Below are 14,329 nucleotides of genomic sequence, written 5' to 3'. Positions count from 1 at the left end.
AGAATCCTCAGGTGAGCACCGGCCGATCCTTCTACATCACGACGCCGATCTACTACCCGAGCGACGTGCCCCACATCGGCCACGGGTACACGACCGTGGCCGTGGACACCCTCGCGCGCTGGCACCGGCAGTCCGGCGACGACACGTGGATGCTCACCGGCACCGACGAGCACGGCCAGAAGATGCTGCGCGCGGCCGCCGCGAACGGCGTGACGCCGCAGCAGTGGGTCGACAAGCTCGTGACCGAGTCGTGGTTCCCGCTGCTGGAGACCCTCGACGTCGCCAACGACGACTTCATCCGCACCACCCAGGAGCGCCACGAGCGCAACGTGCAGGTCTTCTTCCAGACCCTGTACGACGCCGGCTACATCTACGCCGGGGAGTACGAGGCGCTGTACTGCGTGGGGTGCGAGGAGTTCAAGCCGGAGTCGGAGATCGTCGACGGCACGGGGGCGTTCGAGGGCCTGAAGGTCTGCGCCATCCACTCCAAGCCCCTGGAGCTGCTGCAGGAGAAGAACTACTTCTTCAAGCTCAGCGAGTTCCAGGACAAGCTGCTCGAGCTCTACAAGAACGAGCCCGATTTCCTGCGCCCGGACTCGGCGCGCAACGAAGTGATCTCCTTCGTCAAGAACGGCCTGAAAGACCTTTCCATCTCCCGCTCGACCTTCGACTGGGGCATCCGCGTGCCGTGGGACGAGTCGCACGTCATCTACGTGTGGGTCGACGCCCTGCTCAACTACGCCACCGCCGTGGGCTACGGCACCGATCCGGAGCAGTTCGCCCGACGCTGGCCGGCGTACCACGTCGTGGGCAAGGACATCCTCCGCTTCCACGCCGTCATCTGGCCCGCGATGCTGATGGCGGCGGGCCTGGAGGTGCCCCGCGGCGTGTTCGCGCACGGCTGGCTGCTCGTGGGCGGCGAGAAGATGTCGAAGTCCAAGCTCACCGGCATCGCACCCACCGAGATCACCGACGTGTTCGGCTCCGACGCCTACCGGTTCTACTTCCTCTCGGCGATCGCGTTCGGGCAGGACGGATCGTTCTCGTGGGAGGACCTCTCCGCCCGCTACCAGGCAGAGCTCGCCAACGGCTTCGGCAACCTCGCCTCGCGCACGGTGGCGATGATCGAGCGGTACTACGAGGGCATCGTGCCGCCGCCGGGGGAGTACACCGACGCCGACCGCCGCATCCAGACCGTCGTCGCGGATGCCGCGGCCGCCGCCGACGCGGCGATGGAGCGGTTCCGCATCGACGAGGCCATCCACGCGATCTGGACCATCGTGACGGAGCTGAACGGCTACATCACCGAGAACGAGCCCTGGGCCCTCGCCAAGGACGACGCGCAGCGCGCGCGCCTGGGCACGGTGCTGTACACCGCGGCGGAGGGCCTGCGCGCCCTCGCGGTGCTGCTGTCGCCGGTGATGCCCGTCGCCACCGAGAAGCTGTGGATCGCCCTCGGCGCCGCCGAGAGCCTCGGCCGCATCCAGGACCAGCCCCTGCGCGAGGCGGGCGGATGGGGCGTCCTGCGGCCCGGCACGTCGGTCAACGGCCTGTCCCCGCTCTTCCCCCGCGTCGAGCAGCCCGCCTGACCCTCCCGCTCCGCCGATGTCCGCGTCCCGCCCGCCCCTTCCCGCCGACCCGTCGCAGTACGTCCGCCAGCGCGAGAAGGGGGCGCGCGAGGTGAGCTACCCCGAGCCGCCCGAGGCGCTCGCGGTGGCGGTGTACGACAACCACGCGCACCTGGAGATCGAAGACGGCGAGACGGGCCTGTCGCTCGACGAACAGCTCGAGCGTGCGATCGCCGTGGGCGTCCGCGGGGTCGTGCAGGCCGGCGGCGATGTCGCGTCGTCGCGCTGGTCGGCCTGGGCCGCCGCATCCCACCCGCGCGTGCTCGCCGCCGTCGCGATCCATCCGAACGAGGCGCCCGCGTACGCCCAGGCGGGGGAGCTGGATGCGGCGATCGCCGTCATCGACGACCTCGCCGCGCAGCCGCGGGTGCGCGCGATCGGCGAGACGGGGCTGGACTTCTTCCGCACCGGCGAGGACGGCCGCCCGGCGCAGTTCCGCTCCTTCGAGGCGCACATCGCCCTGGCCAAGAAGCACGGCGTGGCGATGCAGATCCACGACCGCGACGCCCACGACGCGGTCCTGGAGACCCTGCAGCGCGTGGGTGCGCCCGAGCGGACGGTCTTCCACTGCTTCTCCGGCGACGAGGCGATGGCGCGCATCGCCGCCGACCGCGGCTACTACCTGTCGTTCGCCGGCAACGTCACGTTCAAGAACGCACAGAACCTGCGCGACGCCCTCGCGGTGACTCCGCGCGATCGCATCCTGGTCGAGACGGATGCTCCGTTCCTCACCCCCACGCCGCTGCGCGGGCGGCCCAACGCCCCGTACCTGATCCCGGTGACGGTGCGGTTCATGGCCGCAGAACTCGGCGTCGACCTCGACGAGTTCTGCGCGCAGCTGGCCGCGAACACCACCGAGGTCTACGGCTCGTTCGACTGACGCGGGCCCCGCCTCCGCGAGACTGCACGCCACCGACGAGACCGCCGCATTGTGTCGCGGTCTCGTCGGTGGGATGCAGTCTCGCGGGTCAGGGACTGCGGTCAGGCGAGGATGCGGGTGACCGCTTCCACCGCGGCGGCCCGCCTCGTGTCGCTGCTGGCACGCCGGTCGACTGCCAGGAGGCCGATCGGCGCGAGCTGCCAGGCTTGGGCGACGGCATAGATGATGACGAGGAGGTCGACGGCGCCGATGGCCGGCGACGCCTGCTGCTGCACGGATTCGACTTTCGCCAGATAAGTCTCGAGCGGCTCGGAGGCAGCCTCCGGCCGTTCGAGCTGAGCCCAGAGGCAGATGCGCAGCACCTCGGGCCGACGCTGATGGAAGTCGAACAGCGCACCGACCCAGGCCGGTAGATCGGACGGCTCAGGGGGCACCTCTTCCGCCATCCGCACGATCGCATCGGAGAGCGCCACGTCGAAAAGGCCGCTCTTGTTGCCGAAGTAGGCGTAGATCATGCGCACATTGCTCCCCGCATCCTTCGCGATGCGGTCGATCCGGCCGCCCGAGTATCCATGCGCCGCGAACTCCGTCACCGCGGCAGAGAGAATCCGCGCCCGAGTCGCCTCCGCGTCCCGCTGCCCCATGCTCACTCCGTTCATGCAGTGCCGCCGTTGACACGACCATCATCTCCCGTCTAGCGTATAAGTAAATAAATACTTACTTGAGGTGTCATGGAACAGAGAATCGAACGGGCCTTGGCCATCACGCCGGCCTCACGCGCACGGGAGCGCACGATCGACATCACCACCACCGGCGCGCGCACCGGCAGGCCGCGGCGCATCGAGGTGTGGTTCTACCGGGTCGACGGGCGGATCTATCTCTCCACCACGCCGGCGAGGCGCAGCTGGTACGCGAACATCGTGGCGAACCCCGACTTCGTGTTCCATCTCAAGAACGGGGTGCGGGCGGATCTGCCGGCAGTGGGCACCCCGGTGCTCGATCGCGCTCAGCGGGAGGCCGTGTTCTCGTCGATCATCGCCGACCTCAATCAGCCGTGGAACCCCGCCGGCATCCGCCAGCCGGTCGCACCCCTCGACGAATGGATGCAGGGAAGCCCGCTCATCAGCGTTGACTTCCCGGAAGGAGACACCGAATGACCGAGAACACCCCTCGAATCGCCGTCGTCACCGGCGCCAACCGCGGCCTGGGGCGAGCGACCGCCCGCGCGCTCGCCCAGCGGGGCTTCGCCGTGGTGCTCACCTATCGGGGCGATGCCGACGAGGCATCCCGCGTCGTGGAAGAGATCCGCGCCGCAGGCGGTGATGCCATCGCCGCGCGACTGGACCTGGCGGATGTCGCCTCCTTCGCCGACTTCACGGTCTCGCTGCGGCGCGACATCGACGAGCGCTGGGGGAGGCCCGGCATCGACGTGCTGGTGAACAATGCCGGGATCGGGCTGTTCGGCCGCCTCGAAGACGCCACCGTCGACGAGTTCGACGCCCTCATCGGCACGAACGTGCGCGGCACGTTCTTCCTCATCCAGGCACTGGCACCCCACATCGGCGCCGGTGGTGGCATCATCAACGTCTCCACCTCTCTCACCCGCCACGTCAGCCCCGGCACCTCGCTCTACGCCGCGTCGAAGAAGGCGGTGGAGGCCATCACCCGCGCCCTCGCCGTGGAGCTCGGGCCCCGCGGCATCCGCATCAACAGCATCGCCCCCGGCCCGACGGCCACCGACTTCAACGGCGGCGCCATGCGCGACGACCCCGAGCTGCGCAGCAGCCTGGCCGCCCACACCGCGCTCGGCCGCGTCGGGCGCCCCGACGAGATCGCCGATGCCATCGCAGCCCTCGCGTCCAGCGAGCTGCGCTGGCTGACGGCCGAACGCGTCGAGGTCTCGGGCGGGACCCTGCTCTAGAGGACCCTGGCCGTCCGCCCGCCAGCTTCCTCTCCGTGAGACTGCACGCCACCGACGAGACCGCCGCATTATGTCGCGGTCTCGTCGGTGGGATGCAGTCTCGCGGGTCAGGGCTTCGCGGGCTTGGGCTGCTTGGGCTTCTGCACGAACAGCGTCTCGGTCTGCTCGAGCTCCATGCCCTTGGTCTCGGGGATCTTCCACCACACGTACAGGAACGACAGCGCCGCGAAGAAGGCGTACATCCCGTACGTCAGCGGCAGCGACCACCCCGACATCGGTGGGAACGACACGGTGATGGCGAAGTTCGCCAGCCACTGCGCGGCGGCGGCCACCCCCAGCGCCTTGCCGCGGATCCGGCTGGGGAAGATCTCGCCGAGCAGCACCCACACCAGCGGGCCCCAGGATGCACCGAATCCGACGACGAACAGGTTCGCCGCGACCAGCGCGATGGGACCCCACGCCCCCGGCAGCGACACGTCTTCGCCCGATCCCTCCGCGAACGAGAACGCCAGGGCCATCGTGCCCAGGGAGAGGGTCATGATGACCGAGCCGGTCATCAGGATCGGCTTGCGTCCGACGCGGTCGACGAGCCAGATCGCGATGAGGGTCACCAGCACGTTCGTCACCGACGTGATCACGCTCACCAGCAGTGCGCTGCTCTCGCCGAAGCCGACGGCCTGCCACAGCGTCGTGGAGTAGTAGAAGATCACGTTGATGCCGACGAACTGCTGGAACACCGACAGGATGATGCCGATCCACACGATCGGCTGCAGGCCCAGCGACTTGCCGCGCAGGCTCACGCCCGAATTGGCGCGGTCGGACTCGATCGCGTGGGTGAGCTCCTTCATCGTCTTCTCGAGGTCGGCGGGCGGCACGAGGCGGGAGAAGATCTCCTTGGCCTCGTCGAAGCGGCCCTTCGCGATGAGGTAGCGCGGTGACTCCGGCACCAGGAACGCCAGGATGCCGTATACCGCGGCCGGCACGACGCCGACGAGGAACATCCACCGCCAGGCCTCCATGCCCAGCCACAGCTGCTGCGACGCCCCGCCGGCCGCGCCTGCCAGCAGGGCATCGGAGAGGAGTGCCGCGAAGATGCCGAGCGTGATGGCCAGCTGCTGAAGTGACGCGAGGCTGCCCCGGATCTGACGCGGCGCGATCTCGGCGATGTAGGCGGGCGCGACGACCGAGGCGATGCCGATGCCGAGACCTCCGATCACGCGCCACACGATCAGGTCGGGGACGCTGAAAGTCAGTCCCGACCCGACGGAGGAGACCAGGAACAGCACCGCGCCGAGCATCATGACCTTCAGCCGCCCGAAGCGGTCCGACAGTGCGCCGGCGAGGATCGCGCCGGCTACACAGCCCAGCAGCGCGACGGCGACGACGAGCCCGGTGAGGAAGTCGGAGAGCCCGAAATTCCCCTCGATGGAGTCCACGGCGCCGTTGATCACCGACGAGTCGAAGCCGAACAGGAACCCGCCCACGGCGGCGGCCACGGACAGTCCGACCGCGCGGCGGCCGAAGGGGCTGCGCAGCGAGAAGGCGTCTGCCGGAATGGTGCCGGTTTTGCTCATGGTGGCCACGGTATACCTCGCGCGCTCGTCGCGGATGAGGCCTTGCACCCGCGGCTGGCTACAGTGAAGGGATGCCCGTCTCCCTCCTCGGCGCGACCGAGATCCGCCGCCTCGCCGCGGACCTCGACGTCGTTCCCACCAAGAAGCTGGGGCAGAACTTCGTCGTCGACGCCAACACCGTCCGCAAGATCGTGCAGGTGGCCGCCGTCACCCCGCAGGATCGCGTCGTGGAGATCGGCCCGGGCCTGGGCTCGCTGACCCTCGCGGTGCTCGAGCAGGGTGCGGAGGTGGTGGCCGTGGAGATCGACCGCCGTCTCGCCGAGCGACTCCCCACCACCGCGCTCGAGCACGGCGTGACCGACGGAGCGCTCACGGTCGTCTGCGCCGACGCCCTGCGCGTCACCGACCTTCCCGGCGACCCCGACGTGCTCGTGGCGAATCTGCCGTACAACGTCTCGGTGCCGGTGCTGCTGCACTTCCTCGAGACGTTCCCGGCTCTCACACGGGGCGTCGTGATGGTCCAGGCCGAGGTGGGGGAGCGCCTGGCCGCTCCGCCCGGATCGAAGGTGTACGGCTCGCCCAGCGCCAAGGCGGCGTGGTACGGGCCGTGGCGGCTGGCCGGCACGGTGTCGCGTCAGGTGTTCTGGCCGGTGCCGAACGTCGACTCGGTGCTGGTGGCGTTCTCCCGCGACGCCCAGCCCCGGGGGAGCGAGGAGGAGCGTCGCCGCACCTTCGCGATCGTGGATGCGGCGTTCCAGCAGCGCCGCAAGATGCTGCGGCAGGCCCTCGCCGCGGTGCTCGGGGGCTCGTCCGCGGCCGCATCCGCGGTGCTGGAGAGTGCCGGGGTGGCGCCGACGGCGCGCGGGGAGGAACTGTCGATCGACGACTTCCTCCGTGTCGCGCGCGCGATGGGCGACGCCGGGCGTTCCTGACGTGTTCACGGCGCGTTCCCGACCGGTTACCAGCCCGGTCCCGAAACATGCCGGTAACATTTGACTCGGAACGCAAGAGCCGAACACCAGATCGCCGCACCCGCCGGCGCGAAGGGGAGTCATGCGGTACGCCGAGTACCCGAAAGCCGAACGCATCCTGCTCCATCTCAGCGACACGCACCTGCGCGCCCTCGGGTCGCGCCTGTACGACGCGGTCGACAGCGACGCCTCCCTCGCCAGGGCGCTGACGGCCATCGAGGCCTCCGGGGTCCGCCCCGACGCGCTGGTGTTCACCGGCGACGTGGCCGATCACGGCGAGGACGAGGCCTACGCGCGCGTGCGGGAGCTGGTCGAACCGCTCGCCGAGCGACTGGACGCGAAGGTCATCTGGGTGATGGGCAACCACGACGACCGCACGGCCTTCCGCGCGCATCTCCTGCCGGAGGAGGCGTCGGCGCCGCCGACCGCCCCCGTGGATCGCGTGGACGAGCTGGACGGCCTGCGGATCGTCACGCTGGACACGACCGTTCCCGGGTACCACCACGGCGAGGTCTCCGACGCGCAGCTGCAGTGGCTCGCCGACGTGCTCGCCACCCCCGCCCCGCACGGCACGATCCTGGCGCTGCACCACCCGCCGGTGCCGAGCGTCCTCGACCTCGCCGCAACGGTCGAGCTTCGCGACCAGGCCCGCCTGGCGCGCGTGCTGCGGGGCACCGACGTGCGCGCCATCATCGGCGGTCATCTGCACTATTCGACGTTCGCCACCTTCGCCGGCATCCCCGTCTCGGTCGCGTCGGCCACGTGCTACACGCAGGATCTGACGGTGCCCGTGGGCGGCACGCGTCCGCACGACGGTGCACAGGGGTTCAACCTCATCCACGTGTACGACCACACGATCGTGCATTCGGTGGTGCCGCTGGTGGATGCGCCGCCGCTGCAGTACGTCGACGCCGCCGCCTCCGCGGTGCGCTTGCGCGAGGCGGGCATCGAAGTGCCCACCTCCTCCGCCGACCTCAGCCGGACAGCACCGCCGACCGCTCCGCTGCCGGTCCTGCACTGACCTCGGGGTGCTCCCACGGGGGGCGCACCGGGAACGCGCGCTCCAGGCACGAGCGCAGGGCGCGCACGCGCATCTCCTCCGGGATCTCGGGCACGCTGCCGTCGTTGAGGCAGAACATGTCGGTGTCGCGGCGGGTCACGAGGCGTTCCATCGTGCGCAGCGAGTCCAGCTGCGTGGTCTGCACGTACTGCACACGGGGCTCGCGGGTGACGACCGCGCGCCCGGTCAGCAGCGCGTAGTAGTGGTACAGGCTGTTGGTCACGGAGATGTCGGTGGCGGCGCGGAAGCGGTTGGCCGCCGTGCGGGCGTAGTCGGCGGCGAACTCGCGCTCCAGTTCGGCCGCGACCGAGCGCCGCATGGGCACCGCGCAGTGCTCCAGGTCGTGCGTGATGACGCGCCCGAAACGCTCCTGCAGCAGGGCGCGGTTCACCCGCAGTCCGTTGTCGTGACCCGAGCGGCCCGGATGTGGCGCGCCCGAGCCGATGCGCACGCCGCTCTCGACGAAACGGCTCACGCCGCCGGCGCTGAAGAAGAGCTCGGGGGCCACGGGGCGACCGAAGAACATGTCGTCGTTGCTGTAGAGGAAGTGTTCGGCGAGCCCGTCGATGCGGTGCAGCTGCGCTTCCACGGCGTGGGAATTGTGCGTGGGCAGCACGGCCGGATCGGCGAAGAACTCCTCGCTGCGCACGAGGGTGACGTTCGGGTGCTCGGCGAGCCACGCCGGGCGCGGGGAGTCGGTCGCGATGAAGATCCGCCGCACCCAGGGCGCGTACATGTGGACGCTGCGCAGGGCGTAACGCAGCTCGTCGATCTGACGGAACCGGGCGGGGGAGTCATCGCCGTCGCCGACGACGTAGCCGTCCATCTGCGCGGCGCGCTGACGCTGGAACTCGGTGGAGGAGCCGTCCACCCACGAGAACACCATGTCGATGTCGACGCGGACCTCGTCGGGGTGCGGGTCGAACATGCCGGCCAGCGTCGTCCACGCGCGGCCGTAGCGCTCGGTGCGCACGAACGCGACGTCCTCCCGTGCCGTCACGCGCCGAGAGAGGACGGTGGGGCGGGGCGCTTCCACGAGGGCCTCACCGAACCGCCAGAACTCCAGGCGCGGAGCCAGCGAGGAGCCGTAGCGGTAGGCGCCGTTCGTGCTCGTGCGTGGCCGGAACACCGCGTACGAGGCGAGGGCGCCGGATTCCACGACCGCTCCGTGCATCGGCACCGGGTCATCCCCGCGGGCCTTGAGGTAGAACGGCTCGCCGGGGCGGGCGGATCGCAGTGCCGCCAGCGCCGCCGGAGCCGTGTGGGCATCGGCGACGAGCTTGGGGCGACGATTGCTGTCGCGGACCAGGAGCACCTCGATCCCGGCCGCCTCCAGGGAGTCGGCGACATCGAGGAGGTCCTGAGACAGCGCCTCGGCGGGGGAGACCTCGTCGGTGACGAGATGGAGCACGCCGTCCAGCAGCCGGACGTCCTCTCGGGCCAGCAGAGCCCGCCACGGATCGATCTCCGTGGGGAGGGGAACGAATCGACGCACTGGGCTCTCCTTCCGAGAACATTGAAGTCGGGATCCTCCGCGGGCGCGGAGTGCGCCCACGGTAGTTCAGTCCCGTTACGACCGGGTTTCACCGAGGGGTCGTTCGTTCCGGGGGTGCGCGCTAGGGTCGGAGGGTGACCGACCGACCGCGCTTCCGCCCGGACGTCTCCGACCTCCATCGCCCATACGCCGCTGCCGGGGATCGCTATGCGATGACGGACTACCGACAGGTGGGTACGTCTGGAGTGTACCTCCCCCCGGTGTCCCTCGGACTGTGGTGGAACTTCGGCGACAACATCCCCTTCGACCGGCAGCGAGAGCTGCTGCGTCACGCCTTCGACCGCGGGGTCACGCACTTCGACCTGGCGAACAACTACGGCCCGCCCTACGGGTCGGCCGAGACGAACTTCGGCCGCGCCATGCGCGAGGACTTCGCCCCGTACCGGGATGAACTCCTCGTGTCGTCCAAGGCCGGGTGGGACATGTGGCCGGGCCCGTACGGCGACCTCGGGTCGCGCAAGTACATCCTCGCCAGCGCCGAGCAGTCCCTGCGCCGCATGGGACTGGACCACGTGGACATCTTCTACTCGCACCGTCCGGATCCGGTCACCCCGATCGAGGAGACGATCGGCGCCCTCGACACCCTCGTCCGGCAGGGGAAGGCCCGTTACGTCGGGATCTCCCAGTACGACGAGAAGCAGACCGTCGTGGCCGCAGCGGTGGCCCGGTCCCTCGGCACGCCGCTGATCATCCACCAGCCGTCGTACTCGATCGTGAACCGCTGGGTCGAAGACGGGCTGACGCGGGTGCTCGCGCAGGAGGGCATGGGGGCGATCGCCTTCACCCCGCTCGCCCAGGGCGTGCTCACCGACAAGTACCTCGGCGACGGCCGCGCCCAGCGCGCCCAGCGCCGCTCCTCCCTCCCGGATGCGCCCCTCCCGCACGGGGCGGTCTCGGCGCTGCGCGGACTCAACCTCGTCGCCAAAGAACGCGGTCAGACGCTCGCGCAGATGGCGATCCAGTGGGTGCTGCGGGAGCCGACCGTCGCATCCGCTCTGATCGGAGCCTCCCGCGTCGAGCAGCTGGACGACAATCTCGCCGCCGTGAACGGCCCGGCCTTCGACACCGAGGAGCTGGAGCGCATCGACGCTCTCGCCGACACGATCGATCTCGATCGCTGGGCGGATTCGGCCCGGTGAGCCTGGCCACCCCCAGCGACGCCGTCCACGTGCGCGCGCCCGGGAAGATCAACGTCTTCCTCGAAGTCGGCGACGTCCAGGACGACGGGTATCACGAGGTCGCCACGGCCTATCAGGCGGTGTCGATCTACGAGGAGCTGTGGGCGAGCCCCGCAGACGGCATCACGGTGGAGGTCTCCGGCCCCACCGGCCTCGACGAGGTGCCCACCGACGACCGCAATCTGGCCGTCCGCGCCGCGCGGCTCCTGGCGAGGGCCACCGGCGTGCAGGCGGGCGTGCACCTGGAGATCCGCAAGGCCGTCCCGGTGGCCGGTGGCATGGGCGGCGGATCTGCGGATGCGGCGGCGGCTCTGGTGGCGTGCGACGCGCTGTGGGAGACGGGGCTGTCCACCGCCGAGCTGCTGCGCCTGGCCGCACGCCTGGGCGCCGATGTGCCGTTCGCGCTGCTGGGGGGCACGGCCGTGGGAACCGGACGCGGCGACGAGCTGAGCTCGGCGCTGGCGCGGGGGCGTTTCGACTGGGTGCTCGTCACGAGCGACGAGGGGATGTCCACCCCCGTGGTGTACCGCGAACTGGACGTGCACCGCGAGCGCCACCTCGCCGACATCGGCCCGGTACCGCGCCGCCCGGCCGTGGACCCGGGAGTGCTGCACGCGCTGCGCCAGGGCGACGCGGGCATGCTGGCGGCCTCGCTGCGCAACGACCTGCAGGCTCCCGCCCTGCACCTGCGCCCCGACCTGGCCGGCGTACTGGAGACCGGCGAGCGCGCCGGAGCGCTCGCCGGCATCGTGTCCGGCTCCGGCCCCACGCTGGCGTTCCTGGCAGCCGACGAGGCCGCCGCGCTGGATCTGCGCGTCAGCCTGACCGGGGCGGGCCTGCATGCCATGCACGTGCACGGTCCGGTGCCCGGGGCCCGCATCATCTGAGCCGCGGGAATTTACCGTGCCCGCCAGGCGCTGACAAGACGAGACCGCATCACGCGCGACGTCGGAGACCTCGGGTAGCGTGACGCCCACCCCACGCCGGCGACGGCGCCCCTGTGTGCAGGAGGACGACATGAAAGCAGTGCTCGACGGCACGGTGATCGCCGAAGCCGACCGGCAGGACCTCATCTCGATCGAGGGCAACTGGTACTTCCCACCCGACAGCGTCCGCGCCGGCGTGCTGTCCGACAGCCCCACGCCGTACACGTGCCCGTGGAAGGGCGCCTGCCAGTACTACACCGTGGCCGTGGGCGATCGTGCCCTCACCGACCGGGCATGGGCCTATCCCGACCCGTACCCGACCGCGATCGAACGGGTCGGCAAAGACTTCTCCGGGTATGTCGCCTTCTGGAAGGAGATCGAGGTCGTCGAATGACGCCTTGACCCCGCAGCCATGATCGAGTTCTCGCATGTGTCGAAGGTCTTCCCCGACGGCACCCACGCCGTGGAGGACTTCAGCCTCGTCATCCCCTCCCGAAGGACCACGGTCCTGGTCGGGTCGTCCGGATGCGGCAAGACGACGCTGCTGCGCATGATCAATCGCATGGTCGACGCCACCTCGGGCACCGTCTCGATCGACGACGAGGACGTCGCCGGACGTGAGCCGGTGCGCCTGCGGCGCCAGATCGGCTACGTCATGCAGAACTCCGGGCTCCTGCCCCACTTCACCGTCGCGGAGAACATCGCCACCGTGCCGGTGCTGGAGGGCGTCAAACGTGGCGCCGCCCGTGCGCGTGCCCTCGAGCTGATGGACACCGTGGGGCTGGACCGCGCGATGGCCGACCGCTATCCCGGTCAGCTCTCCGGCGGACAGCAGCAGCGCGTGGGGGTGGCCCGCGGCCTCGCCGCCGATCCGAACATCCTGCTCATGGACGAGCCCTTCGGCGCGGTGGACCCCATCGTCCGCGCCGAACTGCAGCAGGAACTGCTGCGCCTGCAGCGGGAGATCGGCAAGACGATCGTGTTCGTCACGCACGACGTGGACGAGGCGTTCCTCCTGGGCGATCAGGTGGTGCTGCTGGAGAAGGGCGCCCGCATCGCCCAGCAGGGCACCCCCGACGAGATCCTCGCCGATCCGACGGCCGGATTCGTCGCCGACTTCATCGGCGCCGACCGGGGGAAGCGGGCCCTGCGCCTGCGGCAGACCCCGACCGGCACGATCGTGGTGGACGGCGACGGCCGGACGCAGGGGTCGCTCGTGGAGGAGTCGCCGGGGTGACCTGGGTTTGGAACAACCTCGACCTGATCGGCGAGCTGACCCTGGTGCACCTGCGTCAGAGCGTCGTCGCGATCGCGGTCGGGTTCGTGGTGTCGGTGCCGCTGGGCTGGCTCGCCTTCCGCTACCGGCTGCTGCGCGGCTGGCTCATCAGCATCACGGGCCTGTTGTACACGATCCCCTCCCTCGCGCTGCTCATCCTCCTGCCCGCGCTCTTCGGATACCGCGCGACGAGCGAGCTGAATCTCCTGGTCGCACTGACCATCTACGCCGTGGCGATCCTGGTGCGCTCGGTGGCCGACGGACTCGGCTCCGTCGACGCGGCGGTGCGCGAATCCGCCACCGCGGTCGGATTCGGCGCGTTCCGGCGGTTCTGGGGAGTGGAGTTCCCCCTGGCGGGGCCGGTCGTGCTGGCAGGGCTCCGCGTGGCGGCGGTGTCCACGATCTCCCTGGCGACCGTCGGGGCGCTCGTGGGGGTCACCAACCTCGGCTACCTCTTCACCAACGGCCTGGGCCGGCGCATCCTGAGCGAAGTGTTCGCCGGGGTGGTCGCCGTCGTGGTGGTCGCCCTCGTGGTCGACGTCCTGCTCGTGCTGGCCGGCCGCCTGCTGATGCCGTGGTCGCGGCGCGCCGCCCCCGCGCGCCGAGCCGCGTCACCGGTCGCGGCTCGGAGGATGGCATGAACCTCTTCCTCGACGCGCTCGCGTGGATCTTCTCGCCCGACCGTCTCACCGGCAGCTACTCCCTGCCGGTGCTGTTCGGACAGCAGCTCGGATACACCGCGGTGTCCGTCCTGATCGCCGCCGTGATCGCCGTGCCGGCCGGGTGGGCGATCGGTCACACCGGTAAGGGCCGGGAGATCGCGCTGGCGGTGTCGGGGGCTGCTCGCGCGGTGCCCTCGTTCGGGCTCCTCATCCTCCTGGTGCTGCTGCTGGGTGTCGTGCACCGCGTCGAAGCGGCCGTGATCACCTTCGTGCTGCTGGCGGTGCCGCCGCTGCTGGCCGGTGCGTTCACGGGGTTCGAGGCCATCGACCGCCGCGTCGTGGACTCCGCGCGGGCGGTGGGGATGACCGAGTGGCAGATCCTGTGGCGGGTGGAGGTGCCTCTGGGCCTGCCGCTGCTGGTGGGCGGCCTGCGCTCGGCCGTCCTGCAGGTGGTGGCCACCGTCACGATCGCCGCCTATGTGAACCTCGGCGGACTCGGCTACCCCATCATCCAGGGCATCCCGCTGCAGCGCTTCGACCAAGTGCTCGGAGCGGCGCTGCTGGTGGCGCTTCTGGCGCTGCTGCTGGATCTCGTCCTCGGACTGCTGCAGCGCGCGGCGGTCCCGGCGGGACAGCGTACCGCCCCGGCTCGATCCGCGCTGGCCGGTTCCGCTGCGCGGCCCGTTCCGGCATCCTGA

At 70.3% G+C, this 14,329-nt stretch carries 15 protein-coding genes; 12 read left to right on the top strand and 3 right to left on the bottom strand.

Annotated features, from left to right (window positions below; all coding sequences use genetic code 11):
- Positions 1 to 11 precede the first annotated feature (11 nt).
- Both metG and F6J85_RS11710 read left to right on the top strand, forming a co-directional pair.
- Positions 12 to 1,589 carry a methionine--tRNA ligase gene (gene metG, locus F6J85_RS11715; protein WP_150925188.1) on the top strand — a complete coding sequence of 526 codons (1,578 nt, stop codon included), beginning with the start codon at positions 12 to 14 and terminating at the stop codon, positions 1,587 to 1,589.
- A gap of 16 nt (positions 1,590 to 1,605) precedes the next feature.
- A complete protein-coding gene (locus tag F6J85_RS11710) occupies positions 1,606 to 2,508 on the top strand; it encodes a TatD family hydrolase (RefSeq protein WP_150925186.1) in 903 nt (300 codons plus the stop codon).
- 101 nt (positions 2,509 to 2,609) lie between these two features.
- Here F6J85_RS11710 and F6J85_RS11705 read toward each other — a convergent pair whose 3' ends face one another.
- A complete protein-coding gene (locus tag F6J85_RS11705) occupies positions 2,610 to 3,152 on the bottom strand; it encodes a TetR/AcrR family transcriptional regulator (RefSeq protein WP_150925184.1) in 543 nt (180 codons plus the stop codon).
- 87 nt (positions 3,153 to 3,239) lie between these two features.
- On the opposite strand from F6J85_RS11705, the gene F6J85_RS11700 reads away from it, so the two are divergent.
- Entirely contained in the window at positions 3,240 to 3,665 is a 426-nt protein-coding gene (locus F6J85_RS11700; RefSeq protein ID WP_150925182.1) for a nitroreductase/quinone reductase family protein, read from the top strand.
- Complete coding sequence (locus F6J85_RS11695) at positions 3,662 to 4,429, top strand: SDR family NAD(P)-dependent oxidoreductase (RefSeq protein WP_150925180.1); 768 nt, start codon at positions 3,662 to 3,664, stop codon at positions 4,427 to 4,429. Before F6J85_RS11700 ends, F6J85_RS11695 begins: the two co-directional genes overlap by 4 nt.
- Before the next feature lie 107 nt (positions 4,430 to 4,536).
- On the opposite strand, the gene F6J85_RS11690 is transcribed toward F6J85_RS11695, so the two are convergent.
- On the bottom strand, positions 4,537 to 6,003 hold the full coding sequence (locus tag F6J85_RS11690) for a sugar porter family MFS transporter (protein ID WP_150925178.1): 1,467 nt from the start codon (positions 6,001 to 6,003) through the stop codon (positions 4,537 to 4,539).
- Positions 6,004 to 6,074: 71 nt separating this feature from the next.
- Between F6J85_RS11690 and rsmA the strand changes: the two genes are divergently transcribed.
- Together rsmA and F6J85_RS11680 are read left to right on the top strand one after the other, a co-directional pair.
- A complete protein-coding gene (rsmA, locus tag F6J85_RS11685; protein ID WP_150925176.1) occupies positions 6,075 to 6,935 on the top strand; it encodes a 16S rRNA (adenine(1518)-N(6)/adenine(1519)-N(6))-dimethyltransferase RsmA in 861 nt (286 codons plus the stop codon).
- Between the two features lie 121 nt (positions 6,936 to 7,056).
- Positions 7,057 to 7,995, top strand: coding sequence for a phosphodiesterase (locus tag F6J85_RS11680; RefSeq protein WP_150925174.1), 939 nt, complete (start codon positions 7,057 to 7,059; stop codon positions 7,993 to 7,995).
- Here F6J85_RS11680 and F6J85_RS11675 read toward each other — a convergent pair.
- A complete protein-coding gene (locus tag F6J85_RS11675; protein WP_150925171.1) occupies positions 7,949 to 9,529 on the bottom strand; it encodes a stealth conserved region 3 domain-containing protein in 1,581 nt (526 codons plus the stop codon). The genes F6J85_RS11680 and F6J85_RS11675 overlap by 47 nt on opposite strands.
- Positions 9,530 to 9,663: 134 nt before the next feature.
- On the opposite strand from F6J85_RS11675, the gene F6J85_RS11670 reads away from it, so the two are divergent.
- From F6J85_RS11670 to F6J85_RS11645, 6 genes are all read left to right on the top strand, one after another.
- Entirely contained in the window at positions 9,664 to 10,728 is a 1,065-nt protein-coding gene (locus tag F6J85_RS11670) for an aldo/keto reductase (protein WP_275094041.1), read from the top strand.
- Positions 10,725 to 11,654: a 4-(cytidine 5'-diphospho)-2-C-methyl-D-erythritol kinase gene (locus tag F6J85_RS11665; RefSeq protein ID WP_191906593.1), complete on the top strand. Its 930-nt coding sequence runs from the start codon at positions 10,725 to 10,727 to the stop codon at positions 11,652 to 11,654. Before F6J85_RS11670 ends, F6J85_RS11665 begins: the two co-directional genes overlap by 4 nt.
- A gap of 130 nt (positions 11,655 to 11,784) precedes the next feature.
- Entirely contained in the window at positions 11,785 to 12,087 is a 303-nt protein-coding gene (locus tag F6J85_RS11660) for a DUF427 domain-containing protein (RefSeq protein ID WP_150920519.1), read from the top strand.
- A gap of 18 nt (positions 12,088 to 12,105) precedes the next feature.
- Positions 12,106 to 12,930, top strand: coding sequence for an ABC transporter ATP-binding protein (locus F6J85_RS11655; RefSeq protein ID WP_150925170.1), 825 nt, complete (start codon positions 12,106 to 12,108; stop codon positions 12,928 to 12,930).
- Positions 12,927 to 13,610, top strand: a complete 684-nt coding sequence (locus F6J85_RS11650; RefSeq protein WP_150925168.1) for an ABC transporter permease — start codon at positions 12,927 to 12,929, stop codon at positions 13,608 to 13,610. Before F6J85_RS11655 ends, F6J85_RS11650 begins: the two co-directional genes overlap by 4 nt.
- Positions 13,607 to 14,329, top strand: a complete 723-nt coding sequence (locus F6J85_RS11645) for an ABC transporter permease (protein WP_150925166.1) — start codon at positions 13,607 to 13,609, stop codon at positions 14,327 to 14,329. Before F6J85_RS11650 ends, F6J85_RS11645 begins: the two co-directional genes overlap by 4 nt.

This window comes from Microbacterium lushaniae (assembly GCF_008727775.1).
Lineage (GTDB): Bacteria > Actinomycetota > Actinomycetes > Actinomycetales > Microbacteriaceae > Microbacterium > Microbacterium lushaniae.
This window is presented reverse-complemented; position numbering and strand designations above follow the sequence as displayed.

Coding starts and splice junctions, on each gene's coding strand:
- F6J85_RS11645 (WP_150925166.1), top strand. CDS start 13,607: ATGAACCTCTTCCTCGACGCGCTCGCGTGGATCTTCTCGCCCGACCGT.
- F6J85_RS11705 (WP_150925184.1), bottom strand. CDS start 3,152: ATGGGGCAGCGGGACGCGGAGGCGACTCGGGCGCGGATTCTCTCTGCC.
- F6J85_RS11660 (WP_150920519.1), top strand. CDS start 11,785: ATGAAAGCAGTGCTCGACGGCACGGTGATCGCCGAAGCCGACCGGCAG.
- F6J85_RS11690 (WP_150925178.1), bottom strand. CDS start 6,003: ATGAGCAAAACCGGCACCATTCCGGCAGACGCCTTCTCGCTGCGCAGC.
- F6J85_RS11655 (WP_150925170.1), top strand. CDS start 12,106: ATGATCGAGTTCTCGCATGTGTCGAAGGTCTTCCCCGACGGCACCCAC.
- F6J85_RS11710 (WP_150925186.1), top strand. CDS start 1,606: ATGTCCGCGTCCCGCCCGCCCCTTCCCGCCGACCCGTCGCAGTACGTC.
- rsmA (WP_150925176.1), top strand. CDS start 6,075: ATGCCCGTCTCCCTCCTCGGCGCGACCGAGATCCGCCGCCTCGCCGCG.
- F6J85_RS11700 (WP_150925182.1), top strand. CDS start 3,240: ATGGAACAGAGAATCGAACGGGCCTTGGCCATCACGCCGGCCTCACGC.
- F6J85_RS11680 (WP_150925174.1), top strand. CDS start 7,057: ATGCGGTACGCCGAGTACCCGAAAGCCGAACGCATCCTGCTCCATCTC.
- F6J85_RS11695 (WP_150925180.1), top strand. CDS start 3,662: ATGACCGAGAACACCCCTCGAATCGCCGTCGTCACCGGCGCCAACCGC.